Annotated in this window: 17 protein-coding genes; 5 read left to right on the plus strand and 12 right to left on the minus strand. The window is 72.4% G+C overall.

Going from position 1 to position 19243, the window contains the following annotated elements; translation table 11 throughout:
* The first annotated feature begins 303 nt into the window (after positions 1-303).
* The 3 genes from CG740_RS14325 (at position 304) to CG740_RS14335 (ending at position 3340) form a co-directional block, all read left to right on the plus strand.
* On the plus strand, positions 304-1929 hold the full coding sequence (locus CG740_RS14325; RefSeq protein WP_100575505.1) for a protein kinase domain-containing protein: 1626 nt from the start codon (positions 304-306) through the stop codon (positions 1927-1929).
* A 185-nt stretch (positions 1930-2114) separates the two neighbouring features.
* A complete protein-coding gene (locus CG740_RS39645; RefSeq protein WP_159030296.1) occupies positions 2115-2663 on the plus strand; it encodes a hypothetical protein in 549 nt (182 codons plus the stop codon).
* A gap of 137 nt (positions 2664-2800) precedes the next feature.
* A complete protein-coding gene (locus CG740_RS14335) occupies positions 2801-3340 on the plus strand; it encodes a bacterial proteasome activator family protein (RefSeq protein ID WP_100575507.1) in 540 nt (179 codons plus the stop codon).
* 85 nt (positions 3341-3425) lie between these two features.
* On the opposite strand, the gene CG740_RS14340 is transcribed toward CG740_RS14335, so the two are convergent.
* The 7 genes from CG740_RS14340 to pdhA form a co-directional block, all read right to left on the minus strand.
* The gene (locus CG740_RS14340; RefSeq protein ID WP_100575508.1) at positions 3426-4403 is read right to left on the minus strand and encodes an NAD(P)H-quinone oxidoreductase; all 978 of its coding nucleotides are present in this window, start codon (positions 4401-4403) and stop codon (positions 3426-3428) included.
* A 10-nt stretch (positions 4404-4413) separates the two neighbouring features.
* Complete coding sequence (locus CG740_RS14345) at positions 4414-5469, minus strand: potassium channel family protein (RefSeq protein WP_100575509.1); 1056 nt, start codon at positions 5467-5469, stop codon at positions 4414-4416.
* 20 nt (positions 5470-5489) lie between these two features.
* Positions 5490-6848 carry a molybdopterin molybdotransferase MoeA gene (locus tag CG740_RS14350; RefSeq protein ID WP_100575510.1) on the minus strand — a complete coding sequence of 453 codons (1359 nt, stop codon included), beginning with the start codon at positions 6846-6848 and terminating at the stop codon, positions 5490-5492.
* A complete protein-coding gene (locus CG740_RS40915) occupies positions 6845-7747 on the minus strand; it encodes an NTP transferase domain-containing protein (protein WP_100575511.1) in 903 nt (300 codons plus the stop codon). The genes CG740_RS14350 and CG740_RS40915 overlap by 4 nt, the downstream gene beginning before the upstream one ends.
* Before the next feature lie 69 nt (positions 7748-7816).
* Positions 7817-9247, minus strand: a complete 1431-nt coding sequence (locus tag CG740_RS14360) for a dihydrolipoamide acetyltransferase family protein (RefSeq protein WP_100575512.1) — start codon at positions 9245-9247, stop codon at positions 7817-7819.
* Complete coding sequence (locus CG740_RS14365) at positions 9247-10254, minus strand: alpha-ketoacid dehydrogenase subunit beta (RefSeq protein WP_100575513.1); 1008 nt, start codon at positions 10252-10254, stop codon at positions 9247-9249. Before CG740_RS14365 ends, CG740_RS14360 begins: the two co-directional genes overlap by 1 nt.
* Positions 10254-11378, minus strand: coding sequence for a pyruvate dehydrogenase (acetyl-transferring) E1 component subunit alpha (gene pdhA, locus CG740_RS14370; RefSeq protein WP_100575514.1), 1125 nt, complete (start codon positions 11376-11378; stop codon positions 10254-10256). Before pdhA ends, CG740_RS14365 begins: the two co-directional genes overlap by 1 nt.
* Before the next feature lie 180 nt (positions 11379-11558).
* Between pdhA and CG740_RS14375 the strand changes: the two genes are divergently transcribed.
* On the plus strand, positions 11559-12047 hold the full coding sequence (locus CG740_RS14375) for an Lrp/AsnC family transcriptional regulator (protein WP_100575515.1): 489 nt from the start codon (positions 11559-11561) through the stop codon (positions 12045-12047).
* A gap of 59 nt (positions 12048-12106) precedes the next feature.
* Here the strand turns inward: CG740_RS14375 and CG740_RS14380 are convergent, their stop codons facing one another.
* From CG740_RS14380 to CG740_RS14390, 3 genes are read right to left on the minus strand one after another with little or no spacing between them, the layout of a single operon-like run.
* Entirely contained in the window at positions 12107-12910 is an 804-nt protein-coding gene (locus CG740_RS14380) for an alpha/beta hydrolase family protein (RefSeq protein ID WP_159030297.1), read from the minus strand.
* 49 nt (positions 12911-12959) lie between these two features.
* Complete coding sequence (locus CG740_RS14385; RefSeq protein WP_100575517.1) at positions 12960-13553, minus strand: TetR/AcrR family transcriptional regulator; 594 nt, start codon at positions 13551-13553, stop codon at positions 12960-12962.
* Positions 13550-15094 carry a 3-hydroxyacyl-CoA dehydrogenase gene (locus CG740_RS14390; protein WP_100575518.1) on the minus strand — a complete coding sequence of 515 codons (1545 nt, stop codon included), beginning with the start codon at positions 15092-15094 and terminating at the stop codon, positions 13550-13552. The genes CG740_RS14385 and CG740_RS14390 overlap by 4 nt, the downstream gene beginning before the upstream one ends.
* A gap of 197 nt (positions 15095-15291) precedes the next feature.
* Between CG740_RS14390 and paaN the strand changes: the two genes are divergently transcribed.
* A complete protein-coding gene (gene paaN / locus CG740_RS14395; RefSeq protein WP_100575519.1) occupies positions 15292-16956 on the plus strand; it encodes a phenylacetic acid degradation protein PaaN in 1665 nt (554 codons plus the stop codon).
* A 277-nt stretch (positions 16957-17233) separates the two neighbouring features.
* Here paaN and CG740_RS14405 read toward each other — a convergent pair whose 3' ends face one another.
* Positions 17234-17920, minus strand: coding sequence for a TrmH family RNA methyltransferase (locus tag CG740_RS14405; RefSeq protein WP_100575520.1), 687 nt, complete (start codon positions 17918-17920; stop codon positions 17234-17236).
* Positions 17917-19059 (minus strand): HTTM domain-containing protein, encoded by a 1143-nt coding sequence (locus CG740_RS14410; RefSeq protein ID WP_100575790.1) that lies wholly within the window; start codon positions 19057-19059, stop codon positions 17917-17919. Before CG740_RS14410 ends, CG740_RS14405 begins: the two co-directional genes overlap by 4 nt.
* Positions 19060-19243: the final 184 nt, after the last annotated feature.

Genomic DNA, 19243 nt, shown 5'->3' on the forward strand with positions numbered 1-19243 from the left:
GGCCGCGTCAGCGGTCTTCTTTACGGTCTTCCGTCGTGCTCATCACCTGGTTGTGCAGTAGTGCACGCTACAGCGTTCGCGCGGGGCGCCGGTCCGGGATGGACCGGCCATCCAATCGGTTCCGTGTGTACCCATGCAAATCCCGTACGTTTTCCATGCTGGTCCTGTAACGCTTGCGAGACTCTTCCAGCGCGTACGGTCACGGAACGGGCACGCGGCTTGACGTGTCCGACCCCTCGGGCAGACTTGGCCTGAAAAATCGAGGATCAGCACTGGCCGCCGGGCCGAGGGGGAAGCACAGTCATGAGCCAGGACGGCGCACACGGCCGGTATGCGGGCGGTTCCATCGCGGGCGGGCGCTACCAGCTGCGCGATCTCCTCGGCGAGGGCGGCATGGCCTCGGTGTACCTCGCGTACGACTCCGCCCTCGACCGCCAGGTCGCCATCAAGACCCTGCACACCGAACTCGGCCGGGAACAGTCGTTCCGCGAGCGGTTCCGCCGCGAGGCGCAGGCCGTCGCCAAGCTCCAGCACACCAACATCGTCTCCGTCTTCGACACCGGCGAGGACACGGTCACCTTCAGCGGCTCCGCCGCGGACGGCGGCGTCATGCCGTACATCGTCATGGAGTACGTCGAGGGCGAGCCGCTCGGCTCGACGCTGCACCGCGACATCCAGCAGTACGGCGCGATGCCCGCCGACAAGGCCCTCAAGGTGACGGCCGACGTGCTGGCCGCCCTGGAGGCCAGCCACGAGATGGGCCTGGTCCACCGGGACATCAAGCCGGGCAACGTGATGATGACCAAGCGCGGCGTCGTCAAGGTGATGGACTTCGGCATCGCCCGCGCGATGCAGTCGGGCGTCACCTCGATGACCCAGACCGGCATGGTCGTCGGCACCCCCCAGTACCTGTCGCCCGAGCAGGCGCTGGGCCGCGGCGTGGACGCCCGCTCGGACCTGTACTCGGTCGGCATCATGCTCTTCCAGCTGCTGACCGGACGGATCCCCTTCGACGCCGACTCGCCGCTCGCGATCGCGTACGCGCACGTCCAGGAGGAGCCGGTCGCCCCCTCCTCCGTCAACCGGTCGATCACCCCGGCGATGGACGCGCTGGTCGCCCGCGCCCTGAAGAAGAACCCGAACGAGCGCTTCCCGAGCGCCCAGGCCATGTACGACGAGATCCACCGGATCGCGGCCGCGGGCCAGACGGGCGGTGCCCCGGTCATCACCGGTGGCGCCCCGCCGGTCAGCGGCGCGGGGCTCGGCGCGACGGTCTTCCCGCCGCTCGACTCGCAGGCCGCGCCCGGCTTCCAGGGTGGTGTGCAGACGCCGTACCAGCCGGGCCCCTACGGTCCGCCCACCCCGGCGCCGACCCCGCAGCACCAGCCCTCGTACGGCTATCCGCAGCAGCACGCCCCGATGGCCCAGACACCGCCGCCGTACCCGATGTCCCCGACGCAGACACCCGCGTCCGGATCGGGTGGTGCGAAGCGGAACACCCCGGTGATCGTGGGCGCGATCGCGGTGGCCCTGCTCGCGATCGGCGGCCTGATCACGGTGCTGACGATGAACAACAAGGACAGCGGCAGCAGCGGCGGCGGCAGCGCGAAGGCCAGCGGTTCCGCGGTGGCCGGCCACAAGGGTCCGGAGCGCGACCGCACGATGGACACCAACAAGTGCACCTCGCCGCAGATCTCCACGGTGGACCCGGGCAAGGTGCAGGCGCCCGACTTCACGTACAAGGACATCCTCTCGGTGAAGTCCTGCATCCAGGCCGCGGGCTGGAAGGTCAACACCGAGACGATCGACAGCGGCCAGTGGGGCCAGGACGTGGTCGTCACCCAGTTCCCGGCGGCCGGGGTGGACGTGGACAAGAAGGAAGCGCAGTTCACGCTCCAGATCTCGTCGGGCAACGCGCCCGCCCAGTAGGCGCACAGCTCGTTCCGTGCAGGCCCGGCACCCTCGTGCCGGGCCTGCACGCGTGGGGCCGCAGGTGACGGTCCGGCTCGTTCGGCGCAGGACCGACGGCTCCCGGGATGCCGGGCAACTCCCCCCGTGTGACGCTGATTCGGTCACCCAGGCGTTTCACGTCCGTACGGGAGGGGGCCCCTCGCATGGCTCCAGGGATCCGGTCGCTGACAGCGACCGTCTCGCTGACGGGAGCGCTGCTCCTGGCACCCCTGCCGTACGCGGTCGCCGTCGATACCCCCTCACCCGGTCCGCCGTCGAGCGCGGCCCCCTCCGGCATGGCGCACGCGCACCCGTCGTCACAGGCCGTCTCCGAGGACCAGCACCTCGCCGGCAGCCGGGCGGGGGAGGGCCGCAGACGCCCGGGACGCGTGGAACCGCAGCAGAACCTGGACCCGTACGCGTTCGAGGCGGTGGCCGCCGACGAGGTGGCTCAGGCCCAGGACACGGGAAACCTGCCGCCCTCCCCACAGGTCCAGCCCCCCGAGCCCCCGGCGCCGTCGCCGCCGCAGCCGCCGTCGACGGCCGCCGCCACCCCGGACGGGACGCTGCCACCCCCGCGCCACCACCACCGCCAGCCGCAGGCCCTTCCCCGCAGCTCCGACCTGCGCGCCCACGTCCTCTCCCTGGGGGCGGGGCTGACCCTGACCGGCCTGGGACTCGGATTCCTGGCGCTGCGGCTCCGCAGGCCGTGAAAAGGGCGCGCCCGGGTGGTCGCCGTTTCACGTGAAACGTCGCCTCCTCGGCGGGAATCGTCGCCCGTCAGGGGGTGGATCACCCCTTCCCGGGGGCACAACGTGATGTGAGGCACGTGTGCGAGAGAATGGGCGGCATGGAGATGCCGAGGAACGACAAGTCGCCGGACAGCCCCCACATCCTGGTCGTAGGCCAGGACGGTATGGCCATCGGCGGTGGAGACGACGAGTCCCGCGAGGTCCCGGTGACGGAGATGGTCGAACAGCCCGCCAAGGTCATGCGGATCGGCAGCATGATCAAGCAGCTTCTTGAGGAAGTCCGCGCGGCTCCTCTCGACGAGGCGAGCCGCGTTCGCCTCAAGGACATCCATGCCTCTTCGGTGAAGGAACTCGAAGACGGTCTGGCGCCGGAACTGGTGGAGGAGCTGGAGCGGCTCTCGCTGCCGTTCACGGAAGAGGCGATTCCCTCCGAAGCCGAACTCCGCATCGCTCAGGCCCAGTTGGTGGGCTGGCTCGAAGGGCTCTTCCACGGCATCCAGACGGCTCTGTTCGCCCAGCAGATGGCGGCCCGCGCCCAGCTGGAGCAGATGCGCCGTGCGCTGCCGCCCGGCACCTCGCACGAGGACGACGAGGAGGGCGGCCCGCACGCGGGCGCACGTTCGGGCCCGTATCTGTAAGGCCGCATTCGTAGGCAGGTCCGCCGGATTCGGCGATGGAGAGGGGGCGCCTTCCCGGCGCCCCCTCTCCACGTCCCCGCGGCCGTCAGGCCGTGAGCAGGACCTTGCCGACGTGGCTGGAGGCCTCAAGCACCCGGTGTCCTTCGGCCGCGTCCGCGAGCGGCAGCGTCCGGTCCACTACGGGACGCACCCGGCCGCCCGAGATCAGCGGCCACACATGCTCACGCACGGCCGCCACGATGGCGGCCTTCTCCGCCGCGGGGCGGCCGCGCAGCGAGGTCGCGGTGACCGCGGCCCGCTTGGTGAGGAGCGCGCCCAGGTTCAGTTCGGCCTTGGCGCCGCCCTGGAGGCCGATGATGGCGAGGCGGCCGTTGACCGCGAGGGCCCGTACGTTCCGCTCCAGGTACTTCGCGCCCATGATGTCGAGAATGACATCGGCGCCGCTGCCGTCCGTGGCCTTCAACACCTCGTCCACGAAGTCCTGTTCGCGGTAGTCGATGAGGATGTCCGCGCCGAGTTCGGCGCAGCGCGCCAGCTTGTCGGGGCCGCCCGCGGTGACCGCCACCTTGGCGCCGACCGCCTTGCCGAGCTGAATCGCCATGGTGCCGATCCCGCTGGCCCCGCCGTGCACCAGAAGCGTCTCGCCGGGGCGCAGGTGGGACACCATGAACACGTTGGACCAGACGGTGCAGACGACCTCGGGCAGCGCCGCCGCCGAGGCCAGGTCCACGCCCTCGGGCACGGGCAGCAGCTGCCCGGCCGGGACGGCCACCTTCTGGGCGTAGCCCCCGCCGCTCAGGAGCGCGCACACCTCGTCGCCGACGCTCCACCCGGACACCCCGGGCCCGAGCGCGGCGATCCGCCCGGAGCACTCCAGGCCCGGGTAGGCAGAGGCGCCGGGAGGCGGGTTGTAGAAGCCCTGCCGCTGGAGCACATCGGCCCGGTTGACGGCGGCGGCGGCCACCTCGACGAGGACCTCGCCCTCGCCCGGTACGGGATCGGGCACCTCGGCCCAGATCAGCGCCTCGGGACCGCCCGGCTCAGGAATCGTGATCGCATACATGCGGCCGACGCTACTCCGGCCCGGCCTCCGCCGCCGTACCGCCGGCTCGCACGATCGTGATGAGCCGGTCGGTCAGCTGGAGCGGGCTCGCCTTGGCATCGTCGTACGCCAGCAGCCGATGGCCCCGCAGCACGCTCACCACCAGGTCCTCGGTCTCCCGCACTCCCCGCCCGACCTCGCTCTTCCGCACGGGCCGCTCCACCATGTCCAGCCCGCTGCCCTGCTGGATCAGGTCCTCCATCACGGTGCCGGCGCTCGGGCTGAGCACGGAGAGGCCGAGCAGCCGGCCGGCGGCGCTGGCACTGGTGATGACGGCGTCCGCGCCGGACTGGCGCAGCAGCGGCGCGTTCTCCTCCTCGCGGACCGCTGCGACGATCTTCGCGCCCCGGTTGAGCTGGCGGGCCGTCAGCGTGACCAGGACCGCGGTGTCGTCCCGCTGGGTGGCGATGATGACCCGGCCGGCCTTCTGCACCTCGGCGCGCAGCAGCACATCGCTGCGGGTGGCGTCGCCGATGACACCGACGAAGCCTTCCGCGTTGGCGGTCTCGATCACCTTGGCGCTCGGGTCGACGATGACGACCTGGTCCTTCTTCAAGCCCCTAGCGCACAGGGTCTGGATCGCCGAGCGGCCCTTCGTCCCGAAGCCGACGACGACGGTGTGCTGTCGCAATTGAGCCTTCCAGCGGTTGAGCCGCCACTCTTCACGCGTCCGTTCGGTGAGGACTTCGAGAGTGGTTCCGACGAGGATGATCAGGAACAGCACGCGCAGCGGCGTGATCAGCAGGATGTTGGTGAGCCGGGCGCTGTCGCTGTAGGGGACGATGTCGCCGTAGCCCGTCGTGGAGAGCGTGACGGTGGCGTAGTAGACGGCGTCGAGGAAGTCGACCTTGCCGTTGGCGTTGTCGTGATAGCCGTCGCGGTCGATCCAGACGATGAACGTCGTCAGCGCCAGTACGGCGAGCGCCATCAGGATCCGCTTGGCGACCTGGCGGAGCGGTCGGTCGACGACCCGGCGGGGCAGCGCCACTCGCCGGGTGATCAGGTTCTCGCCCGCCTGGCGTGCCATGACGTCATGGCCGGGCAGTTTCACGTGAAACACCCGCCGCCCGGACCGGCCTGTGCCCAGGGAAGGTCGAGGATCTCGACCTCCTCACCGGCCCGCGCCCCGCCGGGCGGCACGACCGCGAGGCCGTCGGCGGCCGCCACCCCGCGCAGCATCGCCGGGCCGTTGTAGTGCAGCGGCACCACCTGCTCCGCGCGGTGCACCACCGGAACGAGCCGGCTGTCGTGCGGATGCCCCTGCACCTCGTTGCGCAGCGGCGCCGTGTACGTCATCGGCGTCGGTCGCCGGGCGACTTCGCGCAGCAGCGGCTCGGCGAGGGTGAGCAGTCCGGAGACCGCGGCGAGCGGGTTGCCCGGCAGCCCCACCAGATGCTTCGCCACGTCGATGCGGGCCAGCAGCATGGGGTGTCCGGGCCGCACGGCGACCCCGTCGACCAGGAGCTCGGCCCCCGCGGTGCGCAGTACGGGGTGGACGTGGTCGAGGGGTCCGGAGGCGGTGCCGCCGGTCGTGATCACCAGGTCGGCCGAGGAGCCGGTGACGGCTGTCAGGAGCGCCCCCGCGTCGTCCTTGAGGCGCCGGGTCCCGATGACCTCCGCGCCCAGCGCCCGCAGCCAGAACCCGAGCATCGGGCCGAGTGCATCGCGGATGAGCCCGTCATGCGGGAGCCCCCGGGTGAGCAACTCGTCGCCGAGGACCAGGATCTCGGCCCGGGGCCTCGGTACCGTACTCAGCTCGTCGTACCCGGCGGCCGCGGCAAGCCCGAGCACGGCCGGGGTGACCAGGGCGGTCGCGGGCAGCAGTACGTCGCCCGAGCGGCACTCCTGGCCGCGCGGGCGGATGTCCTGGCCGTGCAGCACCACACGGTCGGCATGGAGCTGGGTGCGGGCCTCGTCGCTGCGGGCGTGTTCGCTGCGGATCACCGCGGTGGCACCGGAGGGGATGCGGGCCCCGGTGGCGATGCGTACCGCCTCGCCGTCGGCGAGGGTGCCGGCCGCCGCGTGTCCGGCGAGGACACCGCCGTCCTGCACCCTCCAGGGTCCGGGTCCGGCGACGGCCCAGCCGTCCATGGCGGAGGTGTCGAACGACGGCAGGTCGGTGAGCGCGGTGAGCGGTTCGGTGAGGATCTCGCCCAGGGCCGACTCCAGCGGCACCCGATGGGAGCGGACCGGAACGGCGCGGCCGGCCCGGGCGGCCACCGCGCGGGCGTCGGTCCAGGCATCGGCGCGATGACGGGGAGCCTGGCGGGCGGCCGGCGGCTCGGGCTCGGCGGCGCCTCCGGCGGTGGGCGGCGTCTCGCGTTGCGGGGTCTTCGGCGGCGCTTCGCGCAGCAGGGCGAGGGCTTCGTCGGATCCGTCGTCCGCCCCCGCGCTCCGGGCGGTCATCCGGCGTCGTTCTTCGGGCCGTCCGCCTCGGCCTCGGCCGCCCAGCGCAGGGCGAGCGCGGTCGCTTTGCGCGCCGCGTCCGCCACGTCCTTGCCCGAACCGCCCGCCTGTGCGGCCGCGTAGCCGACCAGGAAGGTGGTGAGGGGGGCGGCGGGCCGGGCGACGCCGTGGGCGGCGTCCCTGGCCAGGTCGAGCAGAACGCGGGTGTCGACGTCCAGCTCGATGCCGAGTTCGTCCTTGACTGCGGTGATCCATTCGTCCAGCACGTCCCCATGGTCCCTGATCCGGGCCCGAGCGGCGGCGAGGTCCTCCCAGGTGTCGCAGTCGAACGAGGCGAGCGGGTCCGCCTCGACGCGGGCGACGTCGAGTTCGCGGGTGAGCAGCCGCAGCGGGAGCCCGGCGAGCGAGCCGTGCTCGGTGGCGAGCAGCGCGAGTTCACGGCGCAGGGGTTCGGCGCGGTAGACGGCGACGAGCGGCTGGTCCCGGCCGTCGGCGTCGGTGCAGAGCACGCCGTCGCGGCCGGTGCGCCGCAGTTCCCCCAGGAGGGCGTCGACGGTCGGCGCGGCCAGGAACGGCAGATCGGCCGAGAGCACGAGCACGCTCAGGGCCGAGGTGCGGCGCACGCCCGCGTCCAGGGCGGCCAGCGGTCCGCCGCCGGCCGGTTCCTCGCGGGTCCACACCACGGGCCGTGCGGTGGGCCGGCGTCCGCCGACCACCACGGTCGTCGCGGCACCGGCGCAGGCGGTGAGCACCCGGTCGAGCAGGGCCCGGCCGCCCACGCTGAGCCCCGGTTTGTCGGCGCCGCCCAGCCGCTTGGCGGCGCCTCCGGCGAGCACCACGGCGTCGTACGCGGTGGATACGGCGTCGTACGCGGGTGCTGCGGCGTCATACGCGGTCATCTTCCGAGTATGGACCGCCGGACGATCACGGCTGTCCCCGCGAACGTCCCGAGTTCGCGGGGACGTTCGTCACAGGGTGCGCAGCAGGACGGCCGGCTGTTCCACGCAGTCCGCGACATGGCGCAGGAAGCCGCCCGCGGTGCCGCCGTCGCACACCCGGTGGTCGAAGGTGAGCGAGAGCTGGACCACCTGGCGCACGGCCAGCTCGCCCTCGTGCACCCAAGGCTTGGCAATGATGCGCCCCACGCCCAGCATCGCCGCCTCGGGGTGGTTGATGATCGGCGTGGAGCCGTCGACGCCGAAGACCCCGTAGTTGTTGAGGGTGAAGGTGCCTCCGGTCAGTTCGGCCGGGGTCAGCGAGCCGGTGCGGGCGGCCTCGGTGAGCCGGGCGAGTTCGGCGCCGAGCGAGTCGACGTTGCGGCGGTGCGCGTCGCGGACGACCGGGACGACCAGACCGCGTTCGGTCTGCGCCGCGAAGCCCAGGTGCACCTCGGGCAGCCGCACGATCTCGCGGGCCGCCAGGTCCACCGTCGAGTTGAGCTCGGGGTGGCGGGTGAGGGCCGCGGTGCAGATCCGGGCGAGCAGCGCGAGGACGGACACCTTGGGTCCGCCCGCGCTGTTCATCGCGGCGCGGGCCGCCATGAGTTCCGTGGCGTCCGCGTCCACCCAGCAGGTGGCGTCGGGGATTTCGGTGCGGCTGCGACTGAGCTTGTCGGCGACCGCGCCCCGGATGCCCTTCAGCGGGACGCGCTCACCGGCCGGAGCCGTGGAGGCAGCGGCGGGTCGGAAGGCGCGTGCGTCGGCGGATGCGGATACGGATGCGGCAGGTCGGGAGGCGTGTGCGGCTGCGGGTTCGACGATGGCCGCGGCGGGCTCGGCGGGCCGGGCCGGGGCTTGTACGGCCGATACGACGTCGGCCCGCAGGATCAGGCCCTCGGGCCCCGTGCCCCGCAACTCCCGCAGATCGAGGCCGTGTTCGCGGGCGAGCCGGCGCACCAGCGGCGAGATGACCGGCACCGGACCGGTGGCCCGTACCGGGGCAGGGGCCGCCTTGGGGGCAGGGGCCGCCTTGGGGGCAGCGGCCGCCGGGGCGGCGGGCCGCACGCGCGAGCGGCGCCGGGCGGTGGCCGCCGCGGTCCCGTAGCCGACCAGGACATTGCCCGAGTACTCGGAGGACTCGGCGCCCTCGGAGGGTTCGGTGGACTCGGTGGACTCGGCATCCTCGACGCCCCCGGTCCTGGAGCGCTCCTGCGGCGGGCCGACCGCGACCGTCAACAGGGGTGCTCCGACGGGCAGTTCACTGCCCTCCTCGCCGAATCGGGCGGTGACGACACCACCGTAGGGACACGGCACCTCGACCATCGCCTTGGCCGTCTCCACCTCGACGACCGGCTGGTCCACGGCCACGACTTCCCCGACCTCGACGAGCCAGCGCACGATCTCCGCCTCGGTGAGCCCCTCTCCGAGGTCGGGCAGCTTGAACTCAAGCACCTTCGGCATCAGTGCTCCGCCTCCCACTGCAACCGCGCCACCGCGTCCAACACCCGGTCCACTCCCGGCAGATGGTGCTTCTCCAGCATCGGCGGCGGATAGGGGATGTCGAAGCCGGCGACCCGCAGCACGGGCGCCTCCAGATGGTGGAAGCAGCGCTCGGTGACGCGCGCGGCGATCTCGCCGCCGGGGCCGCCGAACCCGGCCGACTCGTGGACGACCACGGCCCGCCCGGTGCGCCGCACCGAGGCGCACACGGTCTCGTCGTCGAACGGCACCAGGGAGCGCAGATCGACGACTTCGAGGTCCCAGCCCTCCTCGCGCGCCGCTTCGGCCGCTTCCAGGCACACCGGGAGGGACGGCCCGTAGGTGAGGAGCGTGGCGCTGCTGCCGGGGCGCCGTACGACGGCCCGGCCGATCGGCTCGACGGGCGCGGGATCCTCGGGCGACCAGTCGGACTTCGACCAGTAGAGCCGCTTGGGCTCCAGGAAGACGACCGGGTCGTCGTCGGCGATGGCCTCCCTGAGCAGGCCGTACGCGTCCTCCACGGTGGCCGGCGTGACGACCTTCAGGCCGGGCGTGGCCATGTAGTAGGCCTCGCTGGAGTCACTGTGGTGCTCGACGCCGCCGATGCCGCCACCGTAAGGCACGCGCACCACGATGGGCATCGCCATCGCGCCGCGGGTGCGGTTGCGCATCTTGGCGACATGGCTGATGAGCTGCTCGAACGCCGGATAGGCGAAGGCGTCGAACTGCATCTCGACGACCGGCCGCAGCCCGTACATCGCCATGCCGACCGCCGTGCCCAGGATGCCCGCCTCGGCGAGCGGGGTGTCGGTGCAGCGGTCCTCGCCGAACTCCTTGGCGAGCCCGTCGGTGACCCGGAAGACGCCGCCCAGGGTGCCGACGTCCTCGCCGAGGACGTGGACGGTCGGGTCCTCGGCCATGGCGTCGCGCATCGCGCGTTGCAGGGCCTGCGCCATGGTGGCGGGTTTCTTGTCGGTGGCGGTGGTCATCACCGGGCCTCGGCTTCCAGCTCGGCGCGCAACTGGGCTGCCTGCTCGCGCAGTTGGCCGCTCTGCGCGGTGTAGACCTCGGCGAACAGGTCCATCGGGTTCAGGGCCGGCTCGGCGTTCATCTGCTCGCGCAGGGCCGCGGCCATGGTCTCGGCGGCCTCGGCGGCGGCGCGTATGCCGTCCTCGTCGATCAGACCGCGGGCGGTCAGCTCGCCTTCCAGGAGGCGGATCGGGTCGTGCTCGCGCCAGGCGTCGACCTCGGCGGAGCCCCGGTAGCGCGTCGCGTCGTCGGCGTTGGTGTGCGCCTCCATGCGGTAGGTGACGGCCTCGATCAGGGTGGGGCCGCCGCCGCGCCGGGCCCGGCCGATGGCCTCGGACAGCACCTGGTGCACGGCCGGTGCGTCGTTGCCGTCCACCAGGCGGCCCGGCATTCCGTAGCCGACGGCCTTGTGGGCGAGGGAGGGCGCGGCGGTCTGCTTGGCTAGCGGCACGGAGATCGCGAAGCCGTTGTTCTGAACCAGGAAGACCACCGGGGCCTGCCAGACGGCCGCGAAGTTCAGCGCCTCGTGGAAGTCGCCCTCGCTGGTGCCGCCGTCGCCGACCAGGGCGAGCGCCACCACGTCGTCGCCCTTGAGGCGGGCCGCGTGGGCCAGGCCCACGGCGTGCGGGAGCTGGGTGGCGAGCGGGGTGCACAGCGGGGCGATGCGGTGCTCGCGCGGGTCGTAACCGGTGTGCCAGTCGCCGCGCAGCAGCGTCAGGGCCTGCACGGGGTCCAGGCCGCGGGCGACGGCCGCGAGGGTGTCGCGGTAGCTCGGGAACAGCCAGTCGCGCTCCTCCAGGGCCAGCGCGGCGGCGACCTCGCAGGCCTCCTGGCCGGTGGACGAGGGGTACACCGCGAGGCGGCCCTGCTTGGTGAGGGCGGTCGCCTGGGCGTTGAAGCGGCGGCCGCGGACCAGCTCGGCGTACAGCTTCAGCATCAGCGGGCGGTCGAGCTCGGCTCCGGTGCCGAGGACCCGGAACGGCTCGGGGTCCGGGAGGAGCGGCGCGGGGTCGGTGCGGGGCCTCCAGGCGGGGGGAGGGGTCGGCCGGTATGCGGCGGCACCGGGGAGCTCTTGGACCGTCATGCCAATGCACCTCCTTGTCGGAGCGGACATCCATGGGTGAGGCGCGACTGTGACGCCCCTCACCTACCGATTGTTCGGTCGTGGACGCATTTTGGCTACAGGCACCTTCAGCCTGTGGACAAACGGTTCTCCACAGCCTGGGATGGGAACAGGTCGTCCACAACAGGAAGGCGGGGGGACATGGCAGCTGAACAAATGGCCACCGGCGAGAACCGGCCGGTGCCGCCCCGGCCGCTGGACCAGATCGACCACGACATCCTGCGCATCCTCCAGACGGACGGCCGGGCCTCGATACGCTCCGTGGCGGACCGGGTGCACGTCTCGCGCGCCAACGCCTACGCACGCATCAACCGGCTCGTCGAGGACAGCGTCATCCAGGGTTTCACCGCGCGCGTGGACCACGAACGGGCGGGCCAGGGCGCTGCCGCGTACATCACGCTCAAGATCGTGCAGAACTCCTGGCGCACCGTGCGCGAACAGCTCAAGGAGCTGCCGGGGGCCGCCCACATCGCCCTGGTGAGCGGCGACTTCGATGTGCTGCTCCTGGTCCACACACCGGACAACCGGGCGCTGCGGGAGCTGGTCCTGACCCGGATCCAGTCCATCCCCGAGGTGCTGTCGACGCGCACGCTGCTGGTGTTCGAGGAGACCGACCTCGACCCGGCGTAGGGCCCGCCCGGCTCGGCGGTTCCGCTCAGTAAGTACGGCTCACGTGCAGTAAGTACGGCTCACGTGCAGTACTTCCTCAGGAAGGCCAGGACGGTGTCCCAGTCGGCCGGCGTGGCCAGGAGGGCCACCCCGTGCGCGGCCGAGCCCTTGACCTGCACGAGCCGGTTCTCCGGGGCCCTGGTACTGGCCGCGCTCAGCTCGCGGGCGGCCGTGGCGAAGGCGCCGTCCTGGGCGCCCGCCATGTAGAGCACCGGGACGTCGAGGCCCGCCACGGCGTCGAGAGCGTCGATCGTGCCGTACTTCTCGGGGGCGGACAGGGAGACCACCGCGTCCGGCTTCAGCAACATGCGGGCGGCCGCCCCGAGCGTGGCGGTGCCCCCCTTGGACGCGCCCATGAGGAGCAGCTTCCAGGCACCCTCGGCGCGCAAAGTGCTCGCCGCGCCCTCGATCTCGGCGGCCTCGTCGACGGTCGTACTGTTGACGGCGAGGACCCGGAAGCCGACCTTGCCGAGTTCGACGGCCTTGTCCTTCCACTGGCAGACGTTCCCGTCCGACTGGTGGGCGAGCACGATCCCGGTGTTGCCGCTGCCGGTCAGAAACCCGCCCACCGGCGCCCCGGTCGCGCTCTTGAAGACGATGGAACCCGCCGCGGCCTGCGCCGGCGTCAGACAGCCGAAATCGTCGCCCTTGGCCGGCGCGGCGGGCGACGGATCGGCCTTCTTGACGGCGGCCCGGGTGTCCTGCGACCGGGGTGCCGCGTCGTCCTTGCCGCTCCCGCCGCTGCATCCGGCCAGCGTCAGACCCGCGAGCAGCACTGTGACGCAACCGGACACGAGGGACGCGGGTGTTCGCAAGGCAGCCATGACCGTGGATGCTGATCCGCTTCGATGCCCCAGTCAACGGCACCGGAACTCAATGGCCGGTCCGCAACCCCTCGAAGGCCATCCGTACGACGGTGTCGGCCACCTGGTCCCCGTCCGCCTCCCCCTCGCGCTGCGGCCGGTACCACTCCACCAGCGAGTTGACCATGCCGAAGAGCAGCCTGGTCGCGAGGCGAATGTCCAGGTCGGCGCGGAGATCGCCGTCCGCGACGGCCGCCTTGAGCAGATCGGCGACCCGCTGGTCGAACTCCCGGCGGCGCTCCATCGCCCAGCGTTCCGTCTTGGTGTTCCCGCGGACGCGCAACAGCAGTGTGACGTAGGGAAGTTCGGCCATCAGGACCTCGACCGTACGTCGCGTGACGTACTCGACCCGCTCGATCGACCGGCCGCGCCCGGCGCCCGGCTCGTCCAGGACGCCGAAGAGCCCTTCGATGGCGCGGCTGACGGCCCGGTGGAGAAGCTCCTCCTTGCCGGCGACGTGATGGTAGATGGACGACTTGGAGATCCCGGCCGCTTTGGACAGGTGCTCCATCGAAGTGCCGTCGTAACCCCTCTCGTTGAAGATCCGGACGGCGACCGTGAGCAGCGTCTCGGGCGTGTAGGTGTCGCGCTTGGGGGTGGTCATGAGCCCGTCTCCTCGTCGCCCGCGTACGCCTGCCGGTAGAGCGCGAGCGAGGGGGCGTAGCGGCCGGTGGGGCAGCGCTCGTGCAGCGCCGAGAGCAGGTCGTACGCCCAGTCCTGGCCCAGGCGCCGGTTCCATTCGACGGGCCCCAGCGGGTAGTTGACGCCGAGCCGCATCGCGGTGTCGATGTCCTCGGGCGAGGCCACGCCCTTGGCGACGGCGTCGGCGGCGAGGTCGACGAGCATCGCGACGGTACGGGCGACGATCATGCCCGGCACGTCCCCGATGACGCTGACCTCCTTGCCGAGCCTCTGGAACAGGCCGACGGCCTCGCTGACGGCCCGCTCGGAGGTGTCCTCGCTCGCGGAGAGCGCGATGCGGGTGGCGCCCCGGTAGTCGAGGGCGAGGTCGAAGTAGACGACGTCGGCGAACTCGACGGACGTCCTGCCGTCGGCGGGGACGAGCTGTCCATCCCCCGGAAGCTCGATGTAGGGGCCGCCCTCGTTGACGGTCTTCACCGCGATGCCGGCCTCGCCCATCATCGCCACGAGATCGCGGGCCGGGCCCAGGTCACCGACCACGGTGACGGCCCCGGGCGCCTCGGCGGGCGGCGCGGTGTGCGGGGCCGGGCGCACCGCCTCCTGGGAGGACGCGCCGGGCGCCTCGTAGGCGTACCAGCCGCGCCCGCTCTTGCGCCCGTGCCGCCCGGACTCGACGAGGCGGCGCTGGGCCAGGGACGGCGTGAACTTGGGGCTCCGGAAGAAGGACTCCCAGACCGAGCGCGTCACCGCCTCGTTGACGTCCTGCCCGATGAGGTCGGTGAGCTCGAAGGGGCCCATGCGGAATCCGCCGCACTCACGCAGCACCGCGTCGATGGTGGCCGGGTCGGCGCCGCGCTCCTCGTGGATCGCGAAGGCCTCCGCGTAGAAGGGCCGGGCGATGCGGTTGACGATGAAGCCCGGGGTGTCGGCGCAGCGCACCGGCGTCTTGCCCCACGCCTTCGCCGTCTCGTACGCCCGGGTCGCCGCGGTCTCGTCGGTGGCGAAGCCGCTGACGACCTCGACCAGCGGGAGCAGCGGGGCCGGGTTGAAGAAGTGCAGGCCGACGAAGCGGCCCGGGTGCCGCAGCTTCCCGGCGATCGCGGTCACCGAGAGCGAGGAGGTGTTGGTGGCGAGCAGGCAGTCCTCGCCGACCACGTCCTCAAGCGCGCCGAACAGCTCCTGCTTGACCGGGAGTTGTTCCAGGACGGCCTCGACGACGAGCGCCGCGTCCGCGAGCTCGGCGAGTCCGTCGGCCGGACGCAGCCGGGCCAGCGCCGCGTCGCGCTCGGCGGCATCGAGCCGGCCCTTGTCGACCAGGCGGCCCAGGCGCCCGGCGAGCGCGTCGGCTGCCTCGCGCGCCCGGCCCGGCACGGCGTCGTAGAGCCGTACGGGGTGTCCGGCGACGAGGGCGACCTGGGCGATGCCCTGCCCCATGGTCCCGGTGCCGACGACGGCGACGGTACGGCTCGGCGCGATCGCTGCGGCGCTGGCGGTTTCGGTCATGAACGCGATCCTCCCCTACGGCTCGCCCAGGGGCCCGGCGGGCCCCCTCCCGGGCCGCACAGCGGGGGCCGCGGGGGGCTTGGCCGGTAGTTGTCCACAGGTTTCCCCGGGCCCCCTTGTCCCGACCGATCGTTCGGTTACTCTAACGATGTCCGGCTCTCCCTGCCCAGCTCGAAGACTCGACGAGGAGTTGCTCCATGCAGCTGACCGAGAAGCACAGGCCCACCCTGGACGGGGCCCTGGAGGCAATCCGCACGCGTGCGTACTGGTCGCCGCATCCGGAGCACCCCAAGGCGTACGGAGAGACGGGCGCCGAGGACGGCAAGGCGGCCTTCGACGCGCTCCTGAACCGCCGCTTCGACCTCGACCAGCCGGGCACGGACGACTGGACGGGCGCTGAAGTCTCCCCCTACGGCATCGAGTTGGGCGTCCAGTACCCGCACCCCGACCTCGACGTGCTGCTGCCCGCGATGCGTGCGGGCATGGCCGCCTGGCGGGCCGCCGGGCCCGAGACGCGGGCGCTGGTCTGTGTCGAGATCCTGGCCCGCATCGGCGCCCGGACGCACGAGTTCGCGCACGCGGTCATGCACACCAGCGGCCAGGCCTTCATGATGGCGTTCCAGGCGGGCGGACCGCACGCCCAGGACCGCGGCCTGGAGGCCGTCGCGTACGCCTACCAGGAGCAGACGCGCACGCCGTCGGGCAGCGCCGCCTGGTCCAAGCCCCAGGGCAAGCGCGAGCCGCTGGAGCTCGCCAAGACGTTCACGCCGGCCGGCCGCGGCATCGCCCTGCTGATCGGCTGCAACACCTTCCCGACCTGGAACGGCTACCCGGGCCTGTTCGCCTCACTGGCGACCGGCAACCCGGTTCTGGTCAAGCCGCACCCGCGCGCGGTCCTGCCGCTCGCGATGACGGTGAAGGTGGCGCGCGAGGTCCTGGCCGAGGCGGGCTTCGACCCGAACCTGGTGGCGCTCGCGGCCGAGCGGCCCGGCGAGGGCATCGCCAAGACCCTCGCGGTGCGCCCCGAGATCAAGATCATCGACTACACGGGCTCCTCCGCGTTCGGCGACTGGCTGGAGACCAACGCGCGCCAGGCGCAGGTCTACACGGAGAAGGCCGGCGTCAACACGGTGGTCATCGACTCCACCGACGACTACAAGGGCATGCTCGGCAACCTGTCCTTCTCGCTGTCCCTCTACAGCGGCCAGATGTGCACCACCCCGCAGAACCTGCTGATCCCCCGCGACGGCATCACGACGGACGCGGGAAAGAAGACCTTCGACGAGGTGGTGGGCGACCTCGCGGCGGCGGTCGGCGGCCTGCTCGGCGACGACGCCCGGGCCAACGCGCTGCTCGGCGCCCTGGTCAACCCGGACGTGAAGTCCCGCCTGGAAGCGGCCTCCGGCCTCGGTGAAGTCGCCCTGGCCTCCCGGGAGGTGACCAACCCCGAGTTCCCGGACGCGGTGGTGCGCACCCCGGTCATCGTCAAGCTGGACGGCGCGAAGCCGGACGCCGAGGCGGTCTACCTCGCGGAGTGCTTCGGCCCGGTCTCCTTCGCCGTCGCCGTCGACTCCACGGCGGACGCGGTCGAGCTGCTGCGCCGCACGATTCGCGACAAGGGTGCGATGACGGTCGGCGCGTACACCACCTCCGAGGAGGTGGAGCGTGCGGTGGAGGACGTCTGTCTGGACGAGTCGGCCCAGCTGTCGCTGAACCTGACGGGCGGGGTGTACGTCAACCAGACGGCCGCCTTCTCCGACTTCCACGGCTCGGGTGGCAACCCGGCGGCCAACGCGGCGCTGTGCGACGGGGCGTTCGTGGCCAACCGGTTCCGCGTGGTGGAGGTCCGCAGGCAGGCCTGAGCCCGCTTCGGCGGGAAGGGGCGGGCTCTCGACCCGGTCCAGCAGGAGCCCGGGGGGCGGGCCCGGTCAGGGGTGGAGCGGGGGCGGGCCCGGTCCGAGGTGGTGCGGGGGCGGGCCCGGTCCGAGGTGCTGCGGGGGCCGGCCCGGTCCGAGATGGTGCGGGGGCGGGCCCGGTCCGAGATGGTGCGGGGGCGGGCCCGGTCCGAGATGGTGCGGGGGCGGGCCCGGTCCGAGGTGCTGCGGGGGCGGGCCCGGTCCGAGATGGTGCGGGGGCGTGTCAGCCGGGGACGACGGCGTGCCGCTGCACCCAGGCGTGCATCGCGATGGCCGCCGCGGCCCCCGCGTTGATGGAGCGCGTGGAGCCGAACTGGGCGATGGAGCACACCAGTTGGGCATGCTTACGGGCTTCCTCGGTGAGTCCGGGCCCCTCCTGGCCGAAGAGCAGCACACAGCGGCGCGGCAGCTCGGTGCGCTCCAGCGGCACCGCGCCGGGCAGGTTGTCGATGCCGATGATCGGCACGCCCTCGGCGAGCGCCCACGCGGTCAGCGACTCGGTGTCCGGGTGGTGGCGTACGTGCTGGTACCGGTCGGTGACCATGGCGCCGCGCCGGTTCCAGCGGCGCCGCCCCACGATGTGGATCTCCTTGGCGAGGAACGCGTTCGCGGTCCGCACCACGGAGCCGATGTTGAAGTCGTGGCCCCAGTTCTCCACGGCCACGTGGAAGTCGTGCCGCCGGGTGTCGAGGTCGGCGACGATCGCCTCGCGCGTCCAGTACCGGTAGGCGTCGACGACATTGCGACGGTCGCCGTGCGCGAGCAGCTCCGGGTCGTAGCGCTCGCCCTCGGGCCAGGGCCGCGGGTGCGGGCCGACCCCGACCTCGGCCGGGCCGAAGCCTTCGTCGTACTGGATGGGGTCGCCGGCCGGGGCGTCCTCGGCCGGGACCGGATGATCGGTGCTGCTCACCCCACGAGCGTACGTGGCCGCCCGGGCTCCTCCGCCCGCTCCCGGCGCTGCGCGGGAAGGCGCGCGCCCGGCCGCAGCCGGCCCGCGTACGCGCCCACCCCGCGCAGGAAGGGCGTCGGCAGGAACACGGCGTCGGCCGCGATCATCGCGAGCGAGAAGAACGGCAGACCCAGCAGGACCGCGATCCCGGCGTGCTCCAGCATCATCGCCACGAGCAGCACGTTCTTGACCCGCCGGTTGAACAGCGTGAACGGGAACGCCACTTGGACCATGACCGTTCCATAGGTGAGCAGCATCACGATCACCCCGCTCGTGCCCAGGAGGGAGGAGAGTTCGGGCCACGGCGAGAAGTAGTCCAGTTTCAACGGGTAGAACAGCGCGGTGCCGTCCTGCCAGCGGCTGCCCTGGATCTTGTACCAGCCGGCCGTCGCGTAGACCAGGCAGACCTCCGCCATGATCACGACCATGGCCGCGTTGTGGACGAGGTTCGCGAGGATGTCGAGCAGCGCCCGCGCGTCGGCGTCGGCATGGCGGCCCACCGCCCACCACAGCCCCTGGGCGGCCCACATGCCCCAGAACACGACCCACAGCCACCACTCGCCGCCGCCGAAGACGCCGGATCCGGACGTGCGCCAGGTGGCGGCCAGCAGTCCGAGGCCGCACACCGCCCACAGCACCGGGCCGACGCGGTCGCGGGCCACTGCGCGCGCGGCGCGCCGCGCATCCAGGGACCAGACCTGCGCACAGCGCGTGAAGACCAGATACATCGCCATCAGATGGATGACGTTGTCACCGCCGTCGCCCATGAAGACGGAGCGATTCTGCAACGACAGCACGCCGATCATGAAGAGCACGGACATCGTGCGGGTGCGCCAGCCGACCAGCAGCAGCGCGCTCGACACGATGGCGAGCGCGTACACGAACTCGAACCAGAAGGTGCTGTCGGTCCAGAGCAGCGCGGTGAAGGCGTGGTTGCCGGACACCAGACGGTTGCCGAGGCCGAAGCTCCAGGGCCCGTCCGGGCCGTACAGCTGGTGGCGGTTGGGCAGCTCGCGCAGCAGGAAGAGCAGCCACGTCGCGGAGAAGCCGATCCGGACGACGGCGCTCTGGTAGGGCCCGAGGGCGGCGGCCGACACCATCCGCACGGCCCGCGCCGCCCGCGTCTCGCCGCCGTCCGGCGCGGAGCCGGACGGCTTGGCGGCCGCGGCGGGAACGGGAGGGGAGGCGGGAGCGGCAGCGGGCGTGGCAGCGTCGGCGCCGGAGGTGGTGTCGGAGGCGGCGTCGCAGGTGGTGTCGGGACCGGGTGCCGGGGGATGAACGGCC

Source organism: Streptomyces sp. CB01201, assembly GCF_002803085.1.
Taxonomy (GTDB): domain Bacteria; phylum Actinomycetota; class Actinomycetes; order Streptomycetales; family Streptomycetaceae; genus Streptomyces; species Streptomyces hundungensis.

Coding starts and splice junctions, on each gene's coding strand:
- CG740_RS14375 (WP_100575515.1), top strand. CDS start 11,559: ATGGCAGCTGAACAAATGGCCACCGGCGAGAACCGGCCGGTGCCGCCC.
- CG740_RS14365 (WP_100575513.1), bottom strand. CDS start 10,254: ATGACCACCGCCACCGACAAGAAACCCGCCACCATGGCGCAGGCCCTG.
- CG740_RS14325 (WP_100575505.1), top strand. CDS start 304: ATGAGCCAGGACGGCGCACACGGCCGGTATGCGGGCGGTTCCATCGCG.
- CG740_RS40915 (WP_100575511.1), bottom strand. CDS start 7,747: ATGACCGCGTATGACGCCGCAGCACCCGCGTACGACGCCGTATCCACC.
- CG740_RS14345 (WP_100575509.1), bottom strand. CDS start 5,469: ATGGCACGCCAGGCGGGCGAGAACCTGATCACCCGGCGAGTGGCGCTG.
- CG740_RS14385 (WP_100575517.1), bottom strand. CDS start 13,553: ATGACCACCCCCAAGCGCGACACCTACACGCCCGAGACGCTGCTCACG.
- CG740_RS14390 (WP_100575518.1), bottom strand. CDS start 15,094: ATGACCGAAACCGCCAGCGCCGCAGCGATCGCGCCGAGCCGTACCGTC.
- CG740_RS39645 (WP_159030296.1), top strand. CDS start 2,115: ATGGCTCCAGGGATCCGGTCGCTGACAGCGACCGTCTCGCTGACGGGA.
- CG740_RS14335 (WP_100575507.1), top strand. CDS start 2,801: ATGGAGATGCCGAGGAACGACAAGTCGCCGGACAGCCCCCACATCCTG.
- paaN (WP_100575519.1), top strand. CDS start 15,292: ATGCAGCTGACCGAGAAGCACAGGCCCACCCTGGACGGGGCCCTGGAG.
- pdhA (WP_100575514.1), bottom strand. CDS start 11,378: ATGACGGTCCAAGAGCTCCCCGGTGCCGCCGCATACCGGCCGACCCCT.
- CG740_RS14360 (WP_100575512.1), bottom strand. CDS start 9,247: ATGCCGAAGGTGCTTGAGTTCAAGCTGCCCGACCTCGGAGAGGGGCTC.
- CG740_RS14350 (WP_100575510.1), bottom strand. CDS start 6,848: ATGACCGCCCGGAGCGCGGGGGCGGACGACGGATCCGACGAAGCCCTC.
- CG740_RS14410 (WP_100575790.1), bottom strand. CDS start 19,059: ATGGTGTCGGCCGCCGCCCTCGGGCCCTACCAGAGCGCCGTCGTCCGG.
- CG740_RS14340 (WP_100575508.1), bottom strand. CDS start 4,403: ATGTATGCGATCACGATTCCTGAGCCGGGCGGTCCCGAGGCGCTGATC.
- CG740_RS14380 (WP_159030297.1), bottom strand. CDS start 12,910: ATGGCTGCCTTGCGAACACCCGCGTCCCTCGTGTCCGGTTGCGTCACA.